The sequence below is a fragment of the Vibrio aquimaris genome (assembly GCF_009363415.1).
Classification (GTDB): Bacteria; Pseudomonadota; Gammaproteobacteria; order Enterobacterales; family Vibrionaceae; genus Vibrio; species Vibrio aquimaris.
Window position 1 is genome coordinate 1,970,837 of record NZ_CP045350.1, and the last position, 21,542, is coordinate 1,992,378.

Annotated in this window: 18 protein-coding genes; 6 read left to right on the forward strand and 12 right to left on the reverse strand. The window is 42.8% G+C overall.

What is annotated here, in order from left to right:
• Nucleotides 1–51: 51 nt before the first annotated feature.
• The 5 genes from FIV01_RS09165 to hinT form a co-directional block, all read right to left on the reverse strand.
• A complete protein-coding gene (locus FIV01_RS09165) occupies nt 52–921 on the reverse strand; it encodes a phosphotransferase (protein ID WP_152430733.1) in 870 nt (289 codons plus the stop codon).
• A gap of 17 nt (nt 922–938) precedes the next feature.
• Nucleotides 939–1,529: a penicillin-binding protein activator LpoB gene (lpoB, locus tag FIV01_RS09170; protein WP_114784451.1), complete on the reverse strand. Its 591-nt coding sequence runs from the start codon at nt 1,527–1,529 to the stop codon at nt 939–941.
• Nucleotides 1,530–1,598: 69 nt separating this feature from the next.
• Nucleotides 1,599–1,988 (reverse strand): YcfL family putative periplasmic lipoprotein, encoded by a 390-nt coding sequence (locus FIV01_RS09175; RefSeq protein ID WP_152430734.1) that lies wholly within the window; start codon nt 1,986–1,988, stop codon nt 1,599–1,601.
• A complete protein-coding gene (locus tag FIV01_RS09180) occupies nt 1,985–3,379 on the reverse strand; it encodes a COG3014 family protein (RefSeq protein WP_152430735.1) in 1,395 nt (464 codons plus the stop codon). The genes FIV01_RS09175 and FIV01_RS09180 overlap by 4 nt, the downstream gene beginning before the upstream one ends.
• Nucleotides 3,380–3,481: 102 nt before the next feature.
• Entirely contained in the window at nt 3,482–3,832 is a 351-nt protein-coding gene (gene hinT / locus FIV01_RS09185) for a purine nucleoside phosphoramidase (protein ID WP_114784444.1), read from the reverse strand.
• A 402-nt stretch (nt 3,833–4,234) separates the two neighbouring features.
• On the opposite strand from hinT, the gene FIV01_RS09190 reads away from it, so the two are divergent.
• Nucleotides 4,235–5,404, forward strand: coding sequence for a DUF1887 family protein (locus tag FIV01_RS09190; RefSeq protein WP_152430736.1), 1,170 nt, complete (start codon nt 4,235–4,237; stop codon nt 5,402–5,404).
• Nucleotides 5,405–5,456: 52 nt separating this feature from the next.
• On the opposite strand, the gene fadR is transcribed toward FIV01_RS09190, so the two are convergent.
• Entirely contained in the window at nt 5,457–6,296 is an 840-nt protein-coding gene (gene fadR / locus FIV01_RS09195) for a fatty acid metabolism transcriptional regulator FadR (protein ID WP_152430737.1), read from the reverse strand.
• 691 nt (nt 6,297–6,987) lie between these two features.
• On the opposite strand from fadR, the gene nhaB reads away from it, so the two are divergent.
• Both nhaB and dsbB read left to right on the forward strand, forming a co-directional pair.
• On the forward strand, nt 6,988–8,577 hold the full coding sequence (gene nhaB / locus FIV01_RS09200; RefSeq protein ID WP_152430738.1) for a Na(+)/H(+) antiporter NhaB: 1,590 nt from the start codon (nt 6,988–6,990) through the stop codon (nt 8,575–8,577).
• Between the two features lie 120 nt (nt 8,578–8,697).
• The gene (dsbB, locus tag FIV01_RS09205; protein ID WP_152430739.1) at nt 8,698–9,216 is read left to right on the forward strand and encodes a disulfide bond formation protein DsbB; all 519 of its coding nucleotides are present in this window, start codon (nt 8,698–8,700) and stop codon (nt 9,214–9,216) included.
• Nucleotides 9,217–9,297: 81 nt separating this feature from the next.
• Here dsbB and FIV01_RS09210 read toward each other — a convergent pair whose 3' ends face one another.
• Complete coding sequence (locus FIV01_RS09210; RefSeq protein WP_152430740.1) at nt 9,298–12,123, reverse strand: DNA translocase FtsK; 2,826 nt, start codon at nt 12,121–12,123, stop codon at nt 9,298–9,300.
• Between the two features lie 191 nt (nt 12,124–12,314).
• Complete coding sequence (lrp, locus tag FIV01_RS09215) at nt 12,315–12,809, reverse strand: leucine-responsive transcriptional regulator Lrp (protein WP_114784432.1); 495 nt, start codon at nt 12,807–12,809, stop codon at nt 12,315–12,317.
• A gap of 174 nt (nt 12,810–12,983) precedes the next feature.
• On the opposite strand from lrp, the gene ald reads away from it, so the two are divergent.
• Nucleotides 12,984–14,108, forward strand: coding sequence for an alanine dehydrogenase (ald, locus tag FIV01_RS09220; RefSeq protein WP_152430741.1), 1,125 nt, complete (start codon nt 12,984–12,986; stop codon nt 14,106–14,108).
• Between the two features lie 76 nt (nt 14,109–14,184).
• Here the strand turns inward: ald and yfbV are convergent, their stop codons facing one another.
• The gene (gene yfbV / locus FIV01_RS09225; RefSeq protein ID WP_152430742.1) at nt 14,185–14,637 is read right to left on the reverse strand and encodes a terminus macrodomain insulation protein YfbV; all 453 of its coding nucleotides are present in this window, start codon (nt 14,635–14,637) and stop codon (nt 14,185–14,187) included.
• Nucleotides 14,638–14,983: 346 nt separating this feature from the next.
• On the opposite strand from yfbV, the gene FIV01_RS09230 reads away from it, so the two are divergent.
• Nucleotides 14,984–16,180, forward strand: coding sequence for an acetate kinase (locus FIV01_RS09230; RefSeq protein WP_152430743.1), 1,197 nt, complete (start codon nt 14,984–14,986; stop codon nt 16,178–16,180).
• 110 nt (nt 16,181–16,290) lie between these two features.
• Nucleotides 16,291–18,435: a phosphate acetyltransferase gene (pta, locus tag FIV01_RS09235; RefSeq protein ID WP_152430744.1), complete on the forward strand. Its 2,145-nt coding sequence runs from the start codon at nt 16,291–16,293 to the stop codon at nt 18,433–18,435.
• Between the two features lie 68 nt (nt 18,436–18,503).
• Here the strand turns inward: pta and FIV01_RS09240 are convergent, their stop codons facing one another.
• From FIV01_RS09240 to oppD, 3 genes are all read right to left on the reverse strand, one after another.
• Complete coding sequence (locus FIV01_RS09240) at nt 18,504–19,448, reverse strand: glutathione S-transferase family protein (protein ID WP_152430745.1); 945 nt, start codon at nt 19,446–19,448, stop codon at nt 18,504–18,506.
• A gap of 132 nt (nt 19,449–19,580) precedes the next feature.
• Nucleotides 19,581–20,573, reverse strand: coding sequence for a murein tripeptide/oligopeptide ABC transporter ATP binding protein OppF (gene oppF, locus FIV01_RS09245; RefSeq protein WP_281361273.1), 993 nt, complete (start codon nt 20,571–20,573; stop codon nt 19,581–19,583).
• Nucleotides 20,570–21,541 carry an ABC transporter ATP-binding protein gene (gene oppD, locus FIV01_RS09250; RefSeq protein ID WP_246210453.1) on the reverse strand — a complete coding sequence of 324 codons (972 nt, stop codon included), beginning with the start codon at nt 21,539–21,541 and terminating at the stop codon, nt 20,570–20,572. Before oppD ends, oppF begins: the two co-directional genes overlap by 4 nt.
• Nucleotide 21,542 lies beyond the last annotated feature (1 nt).

The window sequence follows — 21,542 nt, forward strand, 5'->3', positions numbered from 1 at the left end:
ACACAAAAAATAAGGTTATAAGGAGACTTCAATCTAAAATACATCGAGAAGTTAAGCTTGGTCAGATTGTGAAACCAGCAAATCACCGAGCGTTTGCGCTTCAGTTAAATACCTTTCTTGCCCCTTTAACTGATAAGCTAACAGATACCACAACATCGCCATCACCTCAGCCCTTGGTTTCCAAGCCATAACCCCATTAACCCAGTCATCAACACTTTCGATACCTCTAAACTGACAGTATCGATAAACCGACTCTAGTGGTTTCTCATTTGTCACACCTATCGTTATCGCTAGATCGAGTCGAGGATCAGACACACAGGCGTATTCCCAGTCAATCACCTTATGTCCTTCAGAGTGTTTAACCATGTTATAACCGGCAAGATCAAAATGACAAAGCGAGTGGATAGTGTTATCTAAACTTGGTACGTTACGCCATTGTTGATACAGGTCTCGGTACTGGTCTAACTGCAACTCTTCACGCAGTAACATCCAGTAATGATCGACCCGAGCAGTATAGTTAAAAGGGACGGTCGGCACTTTGGTAATATCAAAATTATGAATCTTGGCCAGTGTTTTCAATAAGGAGTCAAAAGGTAGGTCATCCGTAAGTGGCTCTCCTTCAATCCATTCCACCAACAAACCGTATTCATTAAGATAAACGGGCTTAGGAGCAATACCAGTATCTTTGATGAGAGAAAGAATTTGTTGTTCATGAAATCTAGAAATCGACAAGGCTTTGGTGATGTGGGTGCTGGGGCGCCAGACAAAACAATCGCTACTGTGAGTTTTGACTTTCCAGCAGCGATTTGTCAGCCCTCCGGTCAGCGTCTGAGCATATTCCGGAGGAGTCGAAAAGAAGTGATCTAATGATCTCAGTGAAGTATCAAGCTGACAGGCTTCCTGCCAGGCCATTATTGCCATTGATCACTCCTATAGAATTACAGCCCCAAGAAGCTTTTCGACTCTTGTTTACGGATTTCTGTTTCATCCGCCCATTCGATTAAACCAGTTTTTAAGTCCATAAGACGCATGGTCATCTTATAGTATACATCTTTATCACTGCCTCCGGTTTTCGCTATGCTCGATAGGTTTCCATACAGCATATATTGTGCGCCAACCATCTGGCCAAACTGGATCGCCGTGCTCTGATTAACTAACTCATCATTATTTTGAAAGTTAAGTTGTTCACGAACCGCTTCCACTCTGTCCATATCAACAAAGCGGAATTTACCCGAATTGAGCATTTTAGTACTGATAGTATCAGTGATAGACTCAGTATCGATATGCTCGCTCGTTTTGTTCTTAATTTTTTCAACAAAAACGATTGGGCGAGAGTTATTGGTTATAGCAGCAACCGATCCAGACATCATCATGCTATCAACCATTTCTGCAGCAATCTTTTGCAAATCCGTTGAACCAAAATCAATCGTTGTGGTTTCAACAGCTTGTGCGTCACCGTAGCTAACTTTATTAGAGCAGCCACCTAGTAAGACAGCTAAACCAAGTAATGCTATAGCGCTTTTTTTCATTATTAGTTCCTCAATTTCATTCAATAGTTTGAAAGTAGATTAAAAGGTAGAATACCGAAGTCTTGGGCTTTAGTTATCGCTTTCTCGAATCTGAATGCGGAACTGTGTACCATTCGGATTCACTGAAACTTCTGAGATAGAAATAGTTTCCATTCCTCGTACAACGGTTTGTCGCCAAGGGCCAAGCTTAGTGTTGACCTCTAACCCACTATCATCGTACCAATAGAAGCGATACTGAATGTGCTGATCGCCTTTATATTGGCTAGTGACTCTCACCACGCCTCTCGCTCGTCCATCAACCTGAGCGGTCGATATGTCGTCAATGTGTAGACGTCCAGCTAACACGTTATCACCAAATAAAACGGTTTGCGATGCTCCATCTATACGCAAGCCCGCGGTGTTGCTTGAGCACCCTACTATGATAAAACCAGCCAACGCTGCAATAAGCCATTTTTTCATCTAATGTTTCCTAACTGTTTATGCCATATAATGGCATTACCTCCCTGCCGAGAGACCCAAACCAAAGCAGTTCGACCTGCTTTCAACTCAAATTGGTAATCTTGCTCATTTACCGTCACCGTTTGCTGACCAGGTTCGACTGTCATGCTACTGCTTTTGATTTGTCCTGGAAGAGTTAACCAACTTCTGGTGTCAGGCTGCTCTGTCAAGGTATTCCAAATATTCACTAATGCACTACCCAATTGGTCTTCATTAGTGGCATTTCTGCGCAATTCATCTTTCGCCCAAACGCGAAGTGCTTGGCGAATAATGATCGCTGGCATTCTCTCAGATAAATCATATTGAGCCATAGCATTGACGTCCGTCATCAAGTCACTATTGAGCTTGGTCTGATTCAACTGAGTGGCGGGAAAATACTGGCTATCATGGCGCCCGTAGTGCGGCAAGGCGATAGTATATAATACTAGATTATCACTGCTATCGAACAAAGGAAGAGTTTGTTTCCACCCCTGCAGGGCATCCACAACCCCTTGCTCTTCAATGACGATGACTCTTGCTTTGTCACTTTCAATGAAACTCGCTTTACCATAACGTTTTTCTAACATGGCTAAGTCTTCATTCATGCCTAATCGTTTCGCGACGCGCTTGGCACCATCAATAACGGCGGCGTTATCAGGCATCACAGCTAATGCTCGTCGATAATCGACATAAGAGTCATTGAGTGCTTTATCTGCCTCATACAATAATGCAGACAGATAAAGCAAATAGCCATTTTGTACCGCTTGGAGTGTTTTGCCTGCATCTGGATAATTAGAGAGTACGCTTCCAATGTTTGGGGTTAAACCTTTGGATTGCAAATCTTTTTGAGCGGATTCTAGTTCCTTTTCTCTTTCTTTTCTCGCTTGTTCTTGAACCTGATTTGCGCGACGCATTTCAATAATCGCGCCCTCAAGATCGTTATTTTTAAGGTAATTTAAGCCAAGGTATAAATGTAAAAAGCCAAGTTCATAATCTGCTGGCCGGTAAATATCCAAGTTATCGTTAACAGCGAGTGAACCAACACTAGTTGCCGTTTCTGTAATGGAGATAGTTGCTTTGTCTTGCTGAGCTCTCACAGCTTGATCACTAAGCTCAAACGCAGATTTACTTTCGCTATATTGTTGGTTAAGCAGGTAGACACGGCCTTTTTCCATATTGTCCAAAATATCTCCAGCGACTTGCTCAGGTAAAGCTTGTTCTGCTTCTTGATACTGGCCTTGCTTAACCGCCTGATAAAGCTCGTTGTTTTGCGCACTATAGTGGCTAAATAGATTGCCCGCTGAAAAATTAGCGCAGGCAGTAAGAACTGTTGAGCCTAATACCACTAATGCGATTCGAACCTGTTTATGCACTTGGTGCTCCGAATGAGTTATTAGTTTTTGTTATCGTCGCTTCGACAGTGGCAATCATAAAAAGTTTACATGATTGCCATTATTTGTTGCCTAATACCAAATTTAACTGACCAAAATAGGGCCAAGTGGTCTTCCACCTAACAAGTGCATATGTATATGGTAGACTTCCTGACCACCATGTGGATTACAGTTCACAATTAGGCGATAGCCATCTTCAGCAATACCCTCTTCCTTTGCCAATTTGCGTGCTACGGTAAACATTCTACCCATAGTAAGTTCATCAGACTCTTCGATATCGTTGGTAGTTGGAATAAGCTTATTAGGAATGATCAGAATATGACTCGGTGCACGAGGGTTAATATCTCGAAAAGCAGTCACCAGATCATCTTGATACACCACATCGGAAGGTATCTCTTTACGAATTATTTTACTGAATATGGTCTCTTCAGCCATGAAGCACTCCATTACTTTTAATTAGCTTGAAATAATGTCAGGGAGTATGCGCCAAACGCAAAAAAATCACAATAAAAACGGTGTTCACTACCTTCTGTCTAAGTGATAGTTATCGATAGAACCACATTCCTAGAATATGAAACATATACTTTTCGTACATATGAGAAGCCTAAGCGTTTTAGTTCGAACCCCATTCGTGTCGATATAACACGCTAGTCATACTATCAAATTGCTTGCATGAATTTAAACCACTCATTTTGTCAGAACTATGCAAATTATCCATTTGTAGCGGTCAATTTCCCCTTGGGCTCTTGTTTTTTAGACTCAGCATCTTTATATCGTTACTAAGGCTTGTGCTCAGATCTATTTCACATTTTTACAAGCCAACCATAAGGAGACTATATGGCAGTCCATGTTGGCATCATTGACCAAGACCCGATTCGTTTGGTAACTCCTCTATTGGATAACCGTACCATCAGTAATCACATTGTTTTTATTGGCGTGAAAAGTCAGATAGCTATGTACCAAAGACTTGAGCATGTTCTTGCCAAAAGAAATATCACAGCCGAGTTTTTTGAGATCCCTAATGTCGCCAATACATCAAGGATTAAGCGTGCTGTGGGTATCTTAGCCGACGATCTAAGTTCACGTGGTGAAGAAGTCAAACTCAATGCTAGCTGCGGGCTAAGACATCAGCTCCTATCAGTTTATGAAATTTTTCGTACATTCCATTGGCCAATCTTCGTCGTTGAGCCAAATACCGATAGGTTATGTTGGCTCTATCCAGATGGCAAAGAGGATACGCAACTTGAAGACCGCATTACAATAGATGACTACCTAACAGTGTTCGGCGCTCGGGGTGAGTTCAACCAGCAAGAATTGCCTGCACAGCTTGATCAAAAACTCTATGAGCTGGGAGAAAAATGGGCAAGTAATGCCCTAGAACTAGGCCCAGGTCTTGCGACACTCAATTATCTCGCAACAACCTGTAGAAAAGAGCAAAGACTTAATGTCGAGTTGTCAGAAAAACAGCAAGGATACCGCGAACTGAATATGCTTCTTAGTGATTTAGTAGAAGCACACATTGCCAGTTATTGTGATGGTGTACTTACCTTTGCTAATGAAGACGCTCGCCGATTCTCAAATGGTGAGTGGTTGGAGACTCTTGTGCATCGGACAGTACGAGACATTCAAAAAGATATTCCAACGATTCAAGATCATTCTCTCAATGTTCAAGTGTATCGTCAGCTCGGAGACCGAGAAGTAAGAAATGAGTTGGATGTTGCTTCTGTCGCAAACAACAAACTGCACATCATCGAGTGTAAGACCAAAGGTATGCGTGACGATGGTGATGATACTTTGTACAAGCTCGAGTCCCTGCGCGACTTACTGGGAGGATTACAAGCGCGTGCTATGCTAGTCAGCTTTAGGCCTCTACGATACAACGACATCACTAGAGCGGAAGATCTTGGGCTTGCTCTCATTGGGCCTGAAGAACTCAAAGACTTAAAAACGCATTTAACCTCTTGGTACAAAGAGGCCGGCGGCTATGATGACTCGGATATTGGCTAGATAAAAACAGGCCGCTTTTGCGGCCTATTTTTTAATTGAGCAGGGAAGACTATCAAGTATCATCTTCTGTAAAATTGGTAGGTAGTGAGTTTTTCATCTCATTCCAAATCTGCGCACTTTCCATACCATAGTGTCGGACAACAACAATGATGCGATCCCGGTTACCTGTCTCACAAACCTCCAAGAGGTCACGATAAAACTGCAATGCGAGTCTTCTGGATTCTGGATTGGAGAAGTAGTAGCTGCCAACGCGATCGTACAGCTTCTTCAAACCATTAAAAATCAAACCATAAATCTGATTGCCAGAGTGGAATGCCAAACGTTGAAAAAGCATATAATCATAGAAGTTAAATGTTTTCGCGATGAGAGTTGCATGACGTTTTGCTTCATCGCGCTCGCTATCATCTTTAACAAATTGTTGGATCTTCTCTGCATAGGGTGACGAAGCCATAAAATCTTCCCAAGACTCAGACGCGAGAAGGCTTTCACAAGACTCAATCACACTGCTTATCGTACGCTCGGAGTTCTCTTTATTAGCTTTAAATGCATAACGCATGAAGATAGGACTAATGTTAGTCCGTGCAGCAAGAAGGTCTTCCACGATGGAAGTAGCATTATCCGCATCCAGAGTCATCAAGGTATCGAGGATATGTAGCCCTGATGTTTCCATAAATTGATTCACTTTAGTTGGCTTACCATGCTGAATGGTCAGCCAACCATCGCGAGCAAGGCGTTGTAGCACTTCCCGAAGTGTTGTTCGAGTCACCCCAATCAGCTCGGAGAGCTCACGTTCAGCGGGTAAAATAGAACCCGGAGGGAAACGCCCTTTCCAAATACTCTCAATGATGTATTTTTCTGCAAAGCCTGCTGGGCTCTTTGCCTTAATGACCATTTATATAGCTGTCCAATATTCTGATTTATAGGGTCTAATAGCACTCATCATACCACTAGTTTTTGTGTATCGGAAACAGGACAATCGCAAAGAAAGTGTAAAAATACGTATAGAGCAAAAAATCTAATGTTAATTATGCAATTATAAGTTTACTTGTTTATTTCAACATGTCTTAAGTGGTATTTTACTCTGTACAAAAACATAATTAGTCATTGATTTATTTAAAATTAATCCTTATAGCCTCGATATCATAGTTACAATCTATTAAGCATAATTTTGCCAGAGTAACCCATCAAGACTGCATTATTTGGACTTCTAGTCGCATAGCTGACATGAATTGTTTTTTTTCACAACTCTTAGCCCTTTTTAACGTAACTGGGATCCCGTTTTTAGATAAAAGTCCGCTAAGATTTTTATCATTAACGTGTTTATTATTGACTAAATTAACGTGAGGAGTAGAGTTGCGACCAAAGTAAGGAGTGCTTGTTTTTCTCGGGAAATAGCTTTAGCTGGATCAAATGATAGAAACCATCATTTTCATGCTAAGTAACTGATGAGTAATATCTGTTGAAACATTTATATTGTCAACACCCTACCTTTTTAGGGACGAATACGAACCAATGTTTTACAGGCTCTGAGTGATAAGCACCCAAAGTGTCTATTCATCATAACATTTAAGAGTATCAATATCATGCCAATGTCGCTCGGCAATGCTTTCATTAAGAACTTCTTAGGCAAAGCACCAGATTGGTATAAAGTTGCCATTATTTTATTCCTGTTAATCAACCCTATTGTTTTTTTCTTTTTTGACCCTTTTGTAGCAGGATGGCTACTGGTAGCTGAATTCATTTTCACCTTAGCTATGGCATTAAAGTGCTATCCACTCCAGCCTGGAGGGCTGCTCGCTATAGAAGCGATTGCGATTGGAATGACGAGTCCTGAACAAGTTAAGCATGAGCTGGTCTCTAATATTGAAGTTTTGCTTTTACTGATCTTTATGGTGGCTGGCATTTACTTCATGAAGCAGTTGTTGCTATTTATTTTTACCAAGATCTTACTCGGTATTCGATCTAAGAGCCTACTTTCTGTTGCTTTCTGCTTTGCTTCTGCATTTTTGTCAGCATTTTTGGATGCATTAACCGTGATTGCCGTTGTGATTAGTGTCGCTGTCGGCTTCTATGCTATCTACCACAAAGTTGCCTCTGGCATACGCTCCAGTGCTTCTCATGACCATACCAAGGATGATCATCTATGTGAGTTAACTCGAGACGATTTAGAAAACTACCGAGCTTTTCTACGTTCACTGCTAATGCATGCTGGTGTCGGAACTGCTCTGGGTGGCGTGATGACCATGGTTGGTGAGCCACAAAACTTAATCATAGCCGATCAAGCAAGCTGGCAGTTTGGTGAATTTATCATTCGCATGCTGCCTATTACCGCGCCTGTATTTGTATTTGGCCTTTTGACTAGCATCCTAGTAGAAAAATTAAAAATCTGCGGATACGGTAGCCGGTTACCCGATAACGTACGCAAAATATTGGTCGATTTTGATAACCAAGAGAGAAAAAATCGCACAAAACAAGACGTTGCCAAACTTTGGATTCAAGGCATCATTGCCATCTGGCTAATTCTAGGCCTGGCATTTCACCTAGCGGCGGTTGGCTTGATAGGCTTGTCTGTTATTATTTTAGCTACATCATTTACTGGTGTTATCGAAGAACACTCTCTAGGTAAAGCATTTGAAGAAGCGCTCCCTTTTACTGCCCTTCTTGCAGTGTTCTTTTCCATTGTCGCTGTCATTATTGACCAACATCTTTTTAAACCAGTGATCGATACGGTGCTGCATGTTGAAGATAAAGGAGCACAATTAGCATTGTTCTATATTGCCAATGGTCTTCTCTCTATGGTTTCAGACAATGTATTTGTGGGCACAGTTTATATCAACGAAGTTAAGACTGCTCTAGTGGAGGGTATTATCACACGTGATCAGTTTGATCTACTTGCTGTTGCCATTAACACAGGAACAAACCTTCCATCAGTCGCAACGCCAAACGGCCAAGCCGCGTTCCTATTTTTGCTGACATCAGCACTCGCGCCATTAATCAGACTTTCATATGGACGCATGGTCATAATGGCGTTGCCTTATACTGTAGTGTTAACACTGGTTGGCCTTGCTGGAATCGTTTTCTTTGTAGAACCTATGACAGCTTGGTTCTACGAATTAGGCTGGATTATTCCGCATTCAGAAGTCCCGACTCAAATCATGCCAAGTGGTCACTAAAAACGGTATGGTTGCATGTAGCGTTTGAATCACTGAGTGTAAAAGTTTTAGTTGAATGTGAAACTTTTACGAGGTAAAAAGCTCTGATTAGTCGGAGCTTTTTTATAACAGGACAGATCTGTGAACACCCTTCGTACCCTCAATACCTCTTCTAAAACTCGTCTTGCTTGGCTTTTACTGTTAGTCTCGGTCATTTGTTTTGAAGCCAGCGCCCTTTTTTTTCAACATGTTATGCTGTTATCACCTTGCGTAATGTGTATTTACGAACGGGTCGCAATGTTTGCGGTTGGCGGCGCTGCATTGATTGGCCTGATAGCGCCAAGTAATACTTGGGTTCGCTGGTTAGGGCTTATCGCTTGGGGTGCGAGTGCATACAAGGGGCTAATGTTGGCATTAGAACACGTGGATTATCAGTTTAACCCTTCTCCTTTTGCAACTTGCGATCTCTTCGTGACATTTCCTGACTGGGCTCCAATTAATCAATGGGCGCCATGGCTATTTGAAGCCTATGGTGATTGCAGTGAAGTCGTGTGGCAATTTTTGGGATTATCTATGCCACAATGGTTAGCGGTTATCTTTGCAGGTAATCTCGTTGCTCTGGCATTAATCACTATTGCTCAATTTGTGAAAGAAAAATAGCCCCCCAGATTTGAAAAAGAAAAAGCAAGAGTTTCACAAGTCTTGCTTTTTCTACCAAGCCATAACTAAATCCGTCACCAACTAATTGACTTCTCTTCCCGGCGCAGGAGCCAAAACTTCACGATTACCATTATGCCCCGGCGCGCTAACAATTCCGTGAGACTCTAACTGTTCCACAATTCGAGCCGCTCGGTTATAACCTATCTTGAACCGACGTTGAACTCCAGATACCGAGCCTCTGCGAGATTGAACGACGTGCTCAACCACTTGGTCAAATAACGGATCCATTTCTTCTTCACCTTCGGGTTTCTCACCCGGTAACAATGCTTCTGGGCCTTGATCTCCATGGGTGATCTCATCGATGTAATTCGGTTTACCTCTAGCTTTCCAGTTACTCACCACAGCATGTACATCGTCATCAGATGCAAATGCACCGTGCACTCGTACCGTATGGCTGGACCCTGGTGGTAAATAAAGCATGTCGCCCATTCCGAGAAGGGATTCAGCTCCTCCTTGGTCCAAGATGGTCCGTGAGTCAGTTTTAGTAGAAACAGTAAAGGCAACCCGCGTCGGGATATTAGCTTTGATCAAACCGGTAATAACATCAACGGAGGGACGCTGTGTCGCTAGAATCAAGTGAATACCGGCAGCACGAGCTTTTTGAGCTAATCTAGCAATAAGTTCTTCAACTTTTTTGCCAACTACCATCATCAAGTCGGCAAATTCATCGACAATAACAACAATATAAGGAAGCTTCTCTAATAGCGGAGGAAGCTCGTCCATGCTATCACCATCCTGCCATAGAGGATCATGGATTGGATGACCCGCTTCCGCTGCCAGCTTCAACTTATCATTAAAACCTTTGATATTTCGAACCCCGAGTGCCGACATCAGTTTGTAGCGACGTTCCATCTCCCCAACACACCAACGAAGTGCATTTGAAGCATCCTTCATATCGGTGACAACTTCAGATAACAGATGAGGTATACCTTCATAGACCGACAGTTCGAGCATTTTAGGGTCGATCATAATAAAACGTACATCTTCTGGCGTCGCTTTATAAAGCATACTCAGAATCATGACATTCACGCCAACCGATTTACCTGAACCTGTTGTACCAGCAACAAGCACATGCGGCATTTTAGCTAAATCTGCCACGACAGCTTCACCTGCAATATCTTGCCCCAACACAACCGTTGTTGGAGATTTAGCGTCAGCAAACTGAGTACTGGCAATAACATCAGAAAAATAAACCGTCTGACGACTCATATTCGGCAGCTCTAGTCCAACATAAGGTTTGCCGGGAATAACCTCTACAACACGAACCGCCATTGCAGATAGCGAACGTGCCAAATCCATCGATAGGCCTGAAATACGACTAACTTTAACACCTGGCGCCAGATCTAGCTCGAATCGAGTAATCACTGGACCTGGGAATATGCCCACAACCTCTGCTTTTATTTTGTAATCCGCAAGTTTAGATTCAACAAGCCTCGCGATGTTTTCTAAAGCTTGACGATCTATAAAATTTTCACGCTTTTCGGGATGATAAAGCAGCTCCAGTGTTGGCATAGGCTCTACAGGTTTTGGCAGGTTCACCTCTTGCTGAACAAGGAAAGGATTTTGCTTAGCGGCAACCTTAGTTTGAGCTTCCGCGACAATACCTTGAAAAGCGGCAGAGTCATCGTCAACATTTTGATTCAATGAAAGTGGCTCGGCCTCCAATACATCAAGGTTTTCTTCTTCAGCAACATCAAATGTAGAGATCTTTGGCTCCATCATCTCTAATTTGTCATCTATATCGAGCTGTTCCAATTCTGTGGATTCTATGGTCGGATAATCTTGCAGGTCATCTTTGAACGGTTCAGAAAGCTGCTCATTTTCTACTTTCGCAACTTGTGATTGTTCTTGAGTACCCACATCATAATGCTCTGATTGACTATTACTAATATCCTGACTTTCTTGAGGCGCATAATCATTCTCATGTTGAGCGGCGGCATCTAGCTCTTCAATGGTCGCATCAAGTTGCTTAGTCCGCTCGAACATAGACTTAATATCGTTATCAAATACATCAGGTGCAGCTTCTATCTCAATAAACTCTGACTTAGCAGGCTCAGAATCAGGTATATGGATATTAAATTGCCTTTCTTGCCGCTGTTCTGTTTCGAGAACAGAGTCAGTGTTAAGTTCAGGCTCTTGTGCAGGTAAAGCATTATTTTCTTCTGGTTCTGTCAGTTCAGGTTGAATAAGCTCATCTTTTTCCCCGCGCACTTTATTAGCTACCAGTGTAAGACAATAAATTGTCCACTCACCGAGCCTGTCAACAATCGTCAGCCATGAAATCCCTGTGAGCAGGGTAAAACCCGCTCCCCATAGAAATAGGAATACTAATGTGGTTCCAAGGATGTTGAGTATAGGTAGCGACAAGCTTGTTAGCACGTCACCTACCACGCCGCCCGAGGAAAAATACCAAATATCATCAAAATTGATATCAGCAAGCCCACAGCTGGTCATAACCAGAACCGTTAGACCTAACAATCGCGTTCCCCACAGCAAGAGATCAATCGGCTCGCTCTCTTCACGTTTACTGAAGACAACCCAAGCGGTGGCTGCGGCAATAATGGGGATTGTGTATGCTAACGAACCAAAAGTAAAAAATAGGGTATCAGCAATCCATGCCCCCACAATACCTCCCGCATTGTGAATATCTTGTCCCCATGCAGTCTGCGACCAAGATGGGTCAGCTGGACTAAATGTTAATAGTGCCACTGACAACAAAATTGAAGCCAATACTGTCACAATTAAGCTGCACTCTTTTAAGCGCTGGGGGCCATCGAGGCGTGATACTTGTGACTCATCCCCAGTTTTAATGATGGTTTCAACTTTATTTTTGCTGTCTTTGAACATAACCCACTTATCAAATGCTTGGTACCAACCTAGGTATCAGGAGCAATAAAACCTACCTATTTGGTTAACACTATAAGAAAAAAATAGTCCGAGAAGCCACGCCTCTCGGACTATTAATTTAACCATATCAGGACTTAAAACCCAATTGCCTTAAGTCAGAATACCGAAAGGCCTATGCCAATACCTAAAGCTTAGCGTGTTTTAATCACTAACTGATTTGTTTGTTTCACTTCTTCCATAACGACATAAGTTCTTGTGTCATTAACTCCGGGAAGGCGTAAAAGTGTATCGCCCAACAACTTTCGGTAGGCACTCATATCCGATACACGAGTTTTCAGTAAATAATCAAAATCACCTGAAACTAAGTGGCACTCCTGAATATCATCAAGTTTTTGTACCGCTGTATTGAACTGCTCAAACACGTCTGGTGCTCCACGGTTCAATGTAATCTCAACAAAAACCAACAGTGACGCATCAAGAAATTGCGGATTAAGTAAGGCTGTGTAGCCTGTAATGTACCCTTGACGCTCCAAACGACGAACACGTTCTAAACACGGTGTTGGTGAAAGACCAACTCGTTTGGACAATTCAACGTTTGAAATACGACCATCTTTTTGCAACTCATTAAGAATGTTGCGATCAATACGGTCAAGATCCTTAGACGGCTTCTTATTGTTGTCTGCCATTTTTTATTCCACCTTATTACTTCCTTGCAAAAAAATATACTACAACTTTTTAATATTCAGTATCAAATTTTATTCAATCATATCTATACTAGATATTAATTCGATAGAATTCCCCTACACATAGTTAATATAACCATTATAGTTAAAACAACCAATATAAAATGAGGAGTCAGGATGATCATTGGCGTACCAAAGGAAATCAAAAACCATGAGTACCGTGTTGGCATGATCCCAGCGAGCGTTCGTGAACTAGTATCGCAAGGCCATCAGGTTTTTGTCGAAACCAAAGCCGGTTCAGGCATTGGCTTTTCCGACGATGATTACATCGCTGTAGGCGCATCCATTCTTCCTACTGCTGCTGACGTTTTTGCGCAAGCAGAAATGATTGTAAAAGTTAAAGAGCCTCAAGCTGTTGAACGTGCAATGCTCCGTGAAGGGCAAATATTATTCACCTACTTGCACCTAGCACCAGATTTTCCACAAACTGAAGAGCTAATCAAGAGCAAAGCTGTCTGCATAGCATATGAGACTGTAACAGATAATATGGGTCGCTTACCACTACTTGCACCTATGTCTGAGGTAGCGGGCCGCATGTCAATCCAAGCTGGCGCACAAACTTTAGAAAAATCTCACGGTGGACGCGGTCTACTTCTTGGTGGCGTCCCTGGTGTTGAACCAGCAAAAGTTGTTGTAGTTGGTGGTGGTGTAGTTGGTGCTAATGCTGCGCGTATGGCTGTTGGTTTACGTGCAGACGTAACCATCTTAGACCGCAATGTTGATACACTTCGCCGTTTGGACGAAGAGTTTCAGGGTCGCGCTAAGGTTGTCTACTCAACTGAAGATGCAATCGAAAAACATGTATTAGACGCTGATCTTGTTATCGGTGCAGTATTAATTCCTGGCGCCGCAGCTCCAAAACTCGTCACTAAAGAACACATTGCGAAAATGAAACCTGGTGCAGCCGTTGTTGATGTTGCGATTGACCAAGGCGGCTGTTTCGAAACTTCTCATGCCACAACACATGCGGAGCCAACCTACATTGTGGACGATGTTGTGCATTATTGTGTTGCAAATATGCCAGGTGCTGTTGCTCGCACTTCAACATTCGCTCTCAACAATGCTACCCTGCCATACATTGTTAAATTGGCGAACAAAGGCTATCGCGAAGCATTGCTAGAAGATAAAGGTTTCTTAGAAGGACTAAATGTAATTCACGGTAAAGTGACCTGTAAAGAAGTTGCAGAGAGCTTCGACCTTGAATACGTAGAGCCTTCCGATGCGATTGCAATGTTCAACTAATTTAGTTAGACAGTAACAAAAAAGCGCTCAAACTAATGAGCGCTTTTTTACATCAAATACACTCAAAGAAGTTAACTTAAAACCACCTTTCAAGTGCACTTTTATCAAGCTGGCGAAATGCGCGATTTAGAATATGGGCCAGCTCTTTATATCTAGGCTGCTTTTTCATCGGCTCCAACGCGAGACCACTCTCTACGATTTTCTCATGGATCTCTCTATACCATCCCGCTAATGCTGGTGGAAGTTGCGTATTCGCCCGACTTCCAAGCCACCACATTCCTTGAATAGGCAAGCTAATTGCGAATAAAGCGATAATAACCGCTTGGGGCATTGACTGATAATTGCTAAATACCATCTGTGTGAGCACGCTGATTGCTGCGATGGCTGGCATGACTTTCACCCCATATCTGGTTGCTTTTATAATTCGCTGTTCTGGGAATAGCAAATTAAGTTCCTTGCGCATAGGCCAAGTATCCATGTACTTTTGTCCATCTCTAAGGTTATGCACTAAACCGACTTTGTTACTCATAGGGCTCTCTCACTACACTAACCTACCTGCAATAACCAAAAAAAATTTTAAGGATTAAAAATTTATCGCAATAAGTTGACAAAAATTAATATTCTTTCAAATTTTTTTGTTATCATTGACTATTATCGTCATCCATTGCAGGCCTACATACTCATTGTTGCTGTTATTTAGCATTTAAGCAACTATTGAGGCCTATCTGCAAGGGGGATATGGGCAGTGACAGGCAGCACTGCTGTCTTTATATACGGAAATTGACTTATTATTCAAGATTAGTATGCAGCTGAACGAGCTTCTTCTATTCTTGTGATTGATTTTTATCCTAACTGATTATTACAGGTAGCCACTCATGTCTAAGCTGGTTTTAGTTTTAAACTGCGGTAGTTCTTCCCTTAAGTTTGCGGTTGTCGATGCCGAAAACGGCAACGAGCACTTAACAGGTCTCGCTGAATGCCTTCACCTTCCAGAAGCACGTATAAAATGGAAGCTTGATGGTAAGCACGAAGCTCAATTAGGAGAAGGTGCAGCCCACGATGAAGCCCTTTCATTCATCGTTGAAACTATCCTTGCTTCCAAACCAGAGCTTGCTGAGCAACTCAAAGCCGTTGGTCATAGAGTTGTGCATGGTGGTGAGAAATTTACTCAATCAGCCTTGATTAATGATGATGTGCTAAAAGGAATCGAAGATTGTGCGACACTGGCACCGCTTCACAATCCCGCGGCAATTATTGGCATTAAAGCGGCTCAAAAGGCCTTCCCTAACCTACCAATGTCAGCCGTATTCGACACCGCCTATCATCAATCTATGCCTGAAGAAGCATACCTATATGCCCTTCCATATAGCCTGTATAAAGAACATGGCATTCGTCGTTATGGTATGCATGGTACTTCTCACCTTTTCATTGCGCGTGAAGCAGCAAACCGTCTAGGCAAAGCAGAATCTGAGCTGAATATCATCAACTGTCACTTGGGCAACGGTGCATCAGTGTGTGCGATTAAAAACGGTAAATCCGTTGATACTTCAATGGGCTTAACTCCCCTTGAAGGTTTGGTAATGGGCACTCGCTGTGGTGATCTAGATCCAGCGATTATCTTCCACCTGCATGATACTCTTGGATACTCGGTAGACAAAATCAACAATATGTTAACTAAAGAGTCAGGCTTAGCTGGCCTGACGGAAGTAACCTCAGATTGTCGTTTCGTCGAAGATAACTACGGGACTAAAGAAGAAGCAACACGCGCGATGGACGTATTCTGTCATCGTCTAGCAAAATATGTTGCAGGCTACACAGCAACACTCGATGGCAGATTAGATGCTATTGTATTTACAGGCGGCATTGGTGAGAACTCAGGCCCAATTCGTGAGATGGTATTAAACCGTCTCGGTGTATTTGGCATTATAGTCGACTCAGAAGCAAACCTTAAAGCTCGCTTCGGCGGTGAAGGCACAATTACAACTGCTGACAGCAGAATACCAGCCATGGTTATCTCTACCAATGAAGAGTTAATTATCGCTGAAGATACAGCTCGCCTATCAGGCCTTTAATTAGTGCAACCGGCTGGCATAAGTGTCAGCCGGTTTTTTACTAGACTTACACCTATTTCAATCAGGTAATAGGGTATTGAGTCTTATATAGATAAAAAGGTAGTCTAAGAATGTCTCGTACTATTATGCTTATCCCTGCCAGCGCTGGTGTTGGCCTAACAAGTGTTAGCATGGGCATCTTACGTGCAATGGAACGTAAAGGTGTTAAAGTTTCCTTCTACAAGCCTATTTGTCAGCCTCGTTCCGGTGGCGACCAGCCTGACCTAACATCGACAATAGTCGCACACAATAGCGACATGGAAATAGGCCAATCTTTAGCCATGTCCGTTGCTGAAAATTTAATCGGCAACGATAACATGGATGAACTGCTTGAAACAGTGGTCGAACGCTATAACCAAATTAATAAAGACTCTGATGTAACTTTAATCGAAGGATTAGTCCCTACGCGCAAGCATCCATTTGCAAACCAAGTCAACGCAGAAATTGCGGCAACACTTGGTGCTGAAATTGTTCTCGTTGCGACACCAGGTACAGATAACCCTGCTCAGCTTAAAGAGCGCATTGAAGTTGCCTGTTCAAACTTTGGTGGCACTAAAAACAAAAATATTTCGGGTGTGGTCATTAACAAGCTGAATGCGCCAGTGGACGAAGCAGGACGTACTCGCCCTGATCTTTCAGAAATATTTGATGATGCAGACAGTGCACAGCAAAATGAAATGAAGGTGATGGAGATTTTTAATTCATCACCCATTCGCGTACTAGGTTGTGTTCCTTGGAGTATCGATCTCATCGCTACTCGTGCCATTGATATGGCCAAGCATCTAAAAGCCGATATTGTCAATCAAGGCGATATCTATACTAGGCGCATAAAGAGCATTACTTTCTGCGCTCGCTCATTACCCAATATGATCGAGCACTTCAAGCCAGGATCTCTACTTGTCACTTCTGCAGACCGTCCTGATGTTATTGTAGCGGCCGCACTGGCAGCCATGAATGGTGTCGATATTGGCGCCGTGTTACTTACAGGTGGCTACGACATACCTGAAGAAATTGTTGATCTTTGCAAGCCAGCATTTGACACAGGTTTACCAATATTTAAAGCTCAAGGTAATACTTGGCAAACATCATTAAACCTTCAAAGCTTTAGCTTGGAAGTACCTGAAGATGATAAAGAGCGTATCGAATTCATTAATGAGCATGTTGCCGGACACATCGACGGTAACTGGATTGAATCGCTCACCGAAGGCACACACAAATCTCGTCGTTTAAGTCCTCCCGCTTTCCGCTATCAATTGACGGAATTTGCGCGCAAAGCAGCAAAACGTATTGTTCTTCCCGAAGGTGATGAGCCAAGAACAGTCAAAGCGGCTGCTATTTGTGCAGAGCGTGGCATTGCTGAATGTGTTCTGCTTGGTAATCCAAAAGAAATTAAGCGCGTTGCCGAGCAGCAAGGCGTCGAGCTTAACTCTGGCGTACAAATTATTGATGCCGATGCCATTCGAGAAAATTACGTCGCTCGACTAGTCGAACTACGTGGTAAGAAAGGCATGACGGAAGTCGTTGCTAGAGAAAAACTGCAAGACTCGGTATTCTTAGGCACCATGATGCTCGAAAATGATGAAGTTGATGGGCTTGTATCAGGCGCAGTGCACACCACCGCGAACACGATAGTACCTCCATTCCAAATCATTAAGACAGCGCCGAACGCTTCTATTGTTTCGTCGGTGTTCTTCATGTTGCTTCCTGACCAAGTACTGGTTTATGGCGACTGTGCGATTAACCCTGATCCTACTGCTGAGCAGCTCGCAGAAATCGCTATTCAGTCTGCCGACTCTGCCGCTGCATTTGGAATTGAGCCTCGCGTTGCGATGATCTCATACTCTACTGGTGAGTCAGGTAAAGGCGCGGATGTTGATAAAGTTCGCGAAGCAACCAAACTTGCTAAGAAGAAACGTCCTGACTTAGTCATCGATGGCCCTCTTCAGTACGACGCGGCAATTATGGAAAACGTAGCGGCTTCTAAAGCACCTAATTCTCCAGTTGCAGGTAAAGCCACTGTGTTTGTCTTCCCAGACCTCAACACAGGTAATACGACCTACAAAGCAGTACAGCGTAGTGCCGACCTTGTGTCTATCGGCCCAATGCTGCAAGGTATGCGTAAGCCGGTCAATGACCTGTCACGTGGTGCATTGGTCGACGATATTGTCTACACAATTGCACTGACTGCGATACAAGCTGATCAAGAGCACAACTAATTTACCCACTAACATTCAAAGCAGCTATTTTTAGCTGCTTTTTTATTATCTACTATCATCGGTTTACACTATATACTATCCCTACAATGAGAAGAGTCTAGATCTAAACTTGGGCCTCTAGGAACAACTTGAGTCGGATTGATACCCGTATGGCTAAAGTAGTAGTGACGTTTAATATGATAAAAATCCACGGTTTCAGCCACACCACTCATTTGATAAAGTTCTTTCATGTAACCATAAATATTAACGTAATCAGCAATGCGTTGCTTGTTGCATTTAAAGTGCCCAACGTAAACGGCATCAAAGCGAATTAACGTTGTGAAAAGTCGCCAATCTGCCTCTGTCAAAACCTGTCCAACAAGATATCTATGGGTTGCTAAGTGCTTGTCTAGGCGGTCTAAAGCATTGAACAGCTGTTCAAACGCCTCTTCATAAGCGTCTTGAGTAGTGGCGAAACCACATCGATAAACCCCATTGTTGATATTCACATAGATATCAGAATTCCATTCATCAATGGCCAATTCTTGTTCTTTCGGGTAATAGTCTTGGTGGTTGCCCGTAATCTCGTTAAATTCGCGGTTAAACATACGAATAATGTCTGCAGACTCATTACTTACAATCGTTTGATGCTGCTTATCCCATAACACTGGCACAGTTACACGCCCAGTGTAGGTACTGTTAGCATGGGTATAAATTTGATGCAGTCGAGTATATCCATACAAGGGTTCAGGAGTTGCAAAAAGCCAACCTTCACTCATCATATCTGGGCTCACTACAGTGACATCAATGTGACTTTCTAAATTTTTCAGTTTTCTAAAAATTAACGTTCTGTGCGCCCATGGGCAAGCAAGTGATACATATAGGTGATAGCGCCCAGATTCTGCTTGAAATTTTGCACCTGAGTCGTTTTTAACCCAGTCTCTAAACCCAGCATCTTCACGAACAAAACGCCCACCACTTTTGGTCGTGTCATACCATACATCATGCCATTTTCCATCTACTAACTTGCCCATAACTCAGTGTCCATTTTTATGTTAACTAGGTTGAGTATAAAAAAAGCCAACCGATTCAAAAGCAGAATCAGTTGGCTTTGTTGTTCGAATAATTTGAACTTTATTTAATAGACGATTAACGGTTAATCAGTGTCATACACTCTCTTGTAAACAAGACACGGCATGCACATCATTTCCTTGAATTGATGGCTTTCTTTCAGCACAAGCCTGAGTAGCTTGTGGACAACGAGTACGGAATACACAGCCAGAAGGTGGGTTTATTGGCGAAGGTAAATCGCCTTCAAGCATCTCAATTTCCTTACTGCGCTCAAGTTTTGGATCAGGAATTGGAACCGCTGACATAAGTGCACGTGTGTATGGGTGCTTAGGGTTGTCGAACAAGGCTTCCGCCTCTCCAAGCTCAACTGCATTGCCTAAATACATAACCAATACTCGATCAGATATATGCTTCACAACCGATAAATCATGTGCGATGAACACTAACGACAGCCCAAGCTCTTTCTGTAACTCTTTTAGTAAGTTAACCACCTGTGCCTGGATCGATACGTCCAAAGCAGATACCGGCTCATCACAGATGATCATTTTAGGCTTTAAAATTAGCGCACGAGCTATACCAATTCGCTGGCATTGACCACCGGAAAATTCGTGTGGGTAGCGATTGATCACATTAGGTAGTAGGCCTACTTTTGTCATCATCCTCTTGACCTGAACTTTCACTTCTTGCTTTGAAAGTTCAGGATAAAAAGTCTCTAGTGGCTCAGCAATAATATCGCCTATGGTCATACGTGGATTCAATGATGCCAAGGGATCTTGAAAAATCATCTGAATTTCTTTGCGCGTTTCGCGGCGCTGAACTTCCTGCATTTTGGTAAGATCTTGACCTAACCAAACCACCTCACCATCGGTCGCTTCAACTAAGCCAATAATTGCCCGAGCAAACGTCGATTTACCGCAACCGGATTCTCCGACTACACCAAGAGTCTCTCCTTCGTATAGCCGAACATTTACACCGTCAACTGCTTTTAAATTGGCGGGTTTTGCCCATGGCCAAGCTGACTTGGCTGCAATACTAAAATGAACTTTTAAATCAGAAACGTCCAAAATTACTTTCTTGTCTGTACTCATCTTTTCCAAGCCTCCCATTCTGAAAAACATGCTCTTTGACGACCATTTTCAAAAGCTGTCAGTACAGGAGCTTCTGTCTTACAACGATTCATCACTCGATGGCAACGCTCTTGATAGGGACAACCAACAGGCAAGTTAAGAAGGTTGGGTGGATTACCCGGAATAGTTGGTAGAATATCACCTTCAGTATCTAGACGAGGGATCGCTTTGAGCAGCCCCTCTGCATAGGGGTGACTCGGTTGATAGAAAATTTCATCGACCGTGCCATACTCCATGGTTCGACCTGCATACATCACCAAGACTTTATCACATGAGCCTGCGACAACACCTAAGTCGTGAGTGATCATGATGATTGCCGTATTGAACTCGTGCTTAAGCTCGTTTAGCAAGTCCATAATTTGAGCTTGAACCGTCACATCCAGCGCTGTCGTAGGCTCGTCAGCAATTAAAAGCTTTGGCCGGCAGAGCAGAGCCATTGCTATCATAACACGCTGCCGCATACCGCCAGAAAACTCATGTGGAAACATAGTAATACGTTTTCGCGCTTCTGGTATTTTAACCGCTTCTAACATGCGCACCGATTCTTCAAACGCTTCCGCTTTTCCCATCCCTTTGTGTAGCATCAATACTTCCATTAATTGATCACTCACTTTCATGTATGGGTTAAGGGACGTCATAGGGTCTTGAAAAATCATTGCAATTTGTTCAGCTCGCACCCTATTGAGTTCTTTTTCTGGCAAATTAAGGATTTCTTTACCTTCGAATAAAGCGCTACCTGAAATAATGCCATTTTTCGCTAAAAGGCCCATGATAGCGAATACGGTTTGAGATTTCCCTGAACCTGACTCGCCAACAATACCCAGTGTTTCTCCCTGATTAAGAGAAAAATTCAAATCATTAACTGCAGTAACAATGCCATCTTGAGTGGTGAATTGAACACGCAGATCTTTGACATCTAATAAGCTCATC

What these genes read in the sequence shown, in the direction of transcription:
- FIV01_RS09165 (WP_152430733.1), bottom strand. Translation starts at nt 921, where the DNA reads ATGGCAATAATGGCCTGGCAGGAAGCCTGTCAGCTTGATACTTCACTG.
- lpoB (WP_114784451.1), bottom strand. Translation starts at nt 1,529, where the DNA reads ATGAAAAAAAGCGCTATAGCATTACTTGGTTTAGCTGTCTTACTAGGT.
- FIV01_RS09175 (WP_152430734.1), bottom strand. Translation starts at nt 1,988, where the DNA reads ATGAAAAAATGGCTTATTGCAGCGTTGGCTGGTTTTATCATAGTAGGG.
- hinT (WP_114784444.1), bottom strand. Translation starts at nt 3,832, where the DNA reads ATGGCTGAAGAGACCATATTCAGTAAAATAATTCGTAAAGAGATACCT.
- FIV01_RS09190 (WP_152430736.1), top strand. Translation starts at nt 4,235, where the DNA reads ATGGCAGTCCATGTTGGCATCATTGACCAAGACCCGATTCGTTTGGTA.
- fadR (WP_152430737.1), bottom strand. Translation starts at nt 6,296, where the DNA reads ATGGTCATTAAGGCAAAGAGCCCAGCAGGCTTTGCAGAAAAATACATC.
- nhaB (WP_152430738.1), top strand. Translation starts at nt 6,988, where the DNA reads ATGCCAATGTCGCTCGGCAATGCTTTCATTAAGAACTTCTTAGGCAAA.
- FIV01_RS09210 (WP_152430740.1), bottom strand. Translation starts at nt 12,123, where the DNA reads ATGTTCAAAGACAGCAAAAATAAAGTTGAAACCATCATTAAAACTGGG.
- lrp (WP_114784432.1), bottom strand. Translation starts at nt 12,809, where the DNA reads ATGGCAGACAACAATAAGAAGCCGTCTAAGGATCTTGACCGTATTGAT.
- ald (WP_152430741.1), top strand. Translation starts at nt 12,984, where the DNA reads ATGATCATTGGCGTACCAAAGGAAATCAAAAACCATGAGTACCGTGTT.
- yfbV (WP_152430742.1), bottom strand. Translation starts at nt 14,637, where the DNA reads ATGAGTAACAAAGTCGGTTTAGTGCATAACCTTAGAGATGGACAAAAG.
- FIV01_RS09230 (WP_152430743.1), top strand. Translation starts at nt 14,984, where the DNA reads ATGTCTAAGCTGGTTTTAGTTTTAAACTGCGGTAGTTCTTCCCTTAAG.
- pta (WP_152430744.1), top strand. Translation starts at nt 16,291, where the DNA reads ATGTCTCGTACTATTATGCTTATCCCTGCCAGCGCTGGTGTTGGCCTA.
- FIV01_RS09240 (WP_152430745.1), bottom strand. Translation starts at nt 19,448, where the DNA reads ATGGGCAAGTTAGTAGATGGAAAATGGCATGATGTATGGTATGACACG.
- oppF (WP_281361273.1), bottom strand. Translation starts at nt 20,573, where the DNA reads ATGAGTACAGACAAGAAAGTAATTTTGGACGTTTCTGATTTAAAAGTT.
- oppD (WP_246210453.1), bottom strand. Translation starts at nt 21,541, where the DNA reads ATGAGCTTATTAGATGTCAAAGATCTGCGTGTTCAATTCACCACTCAA.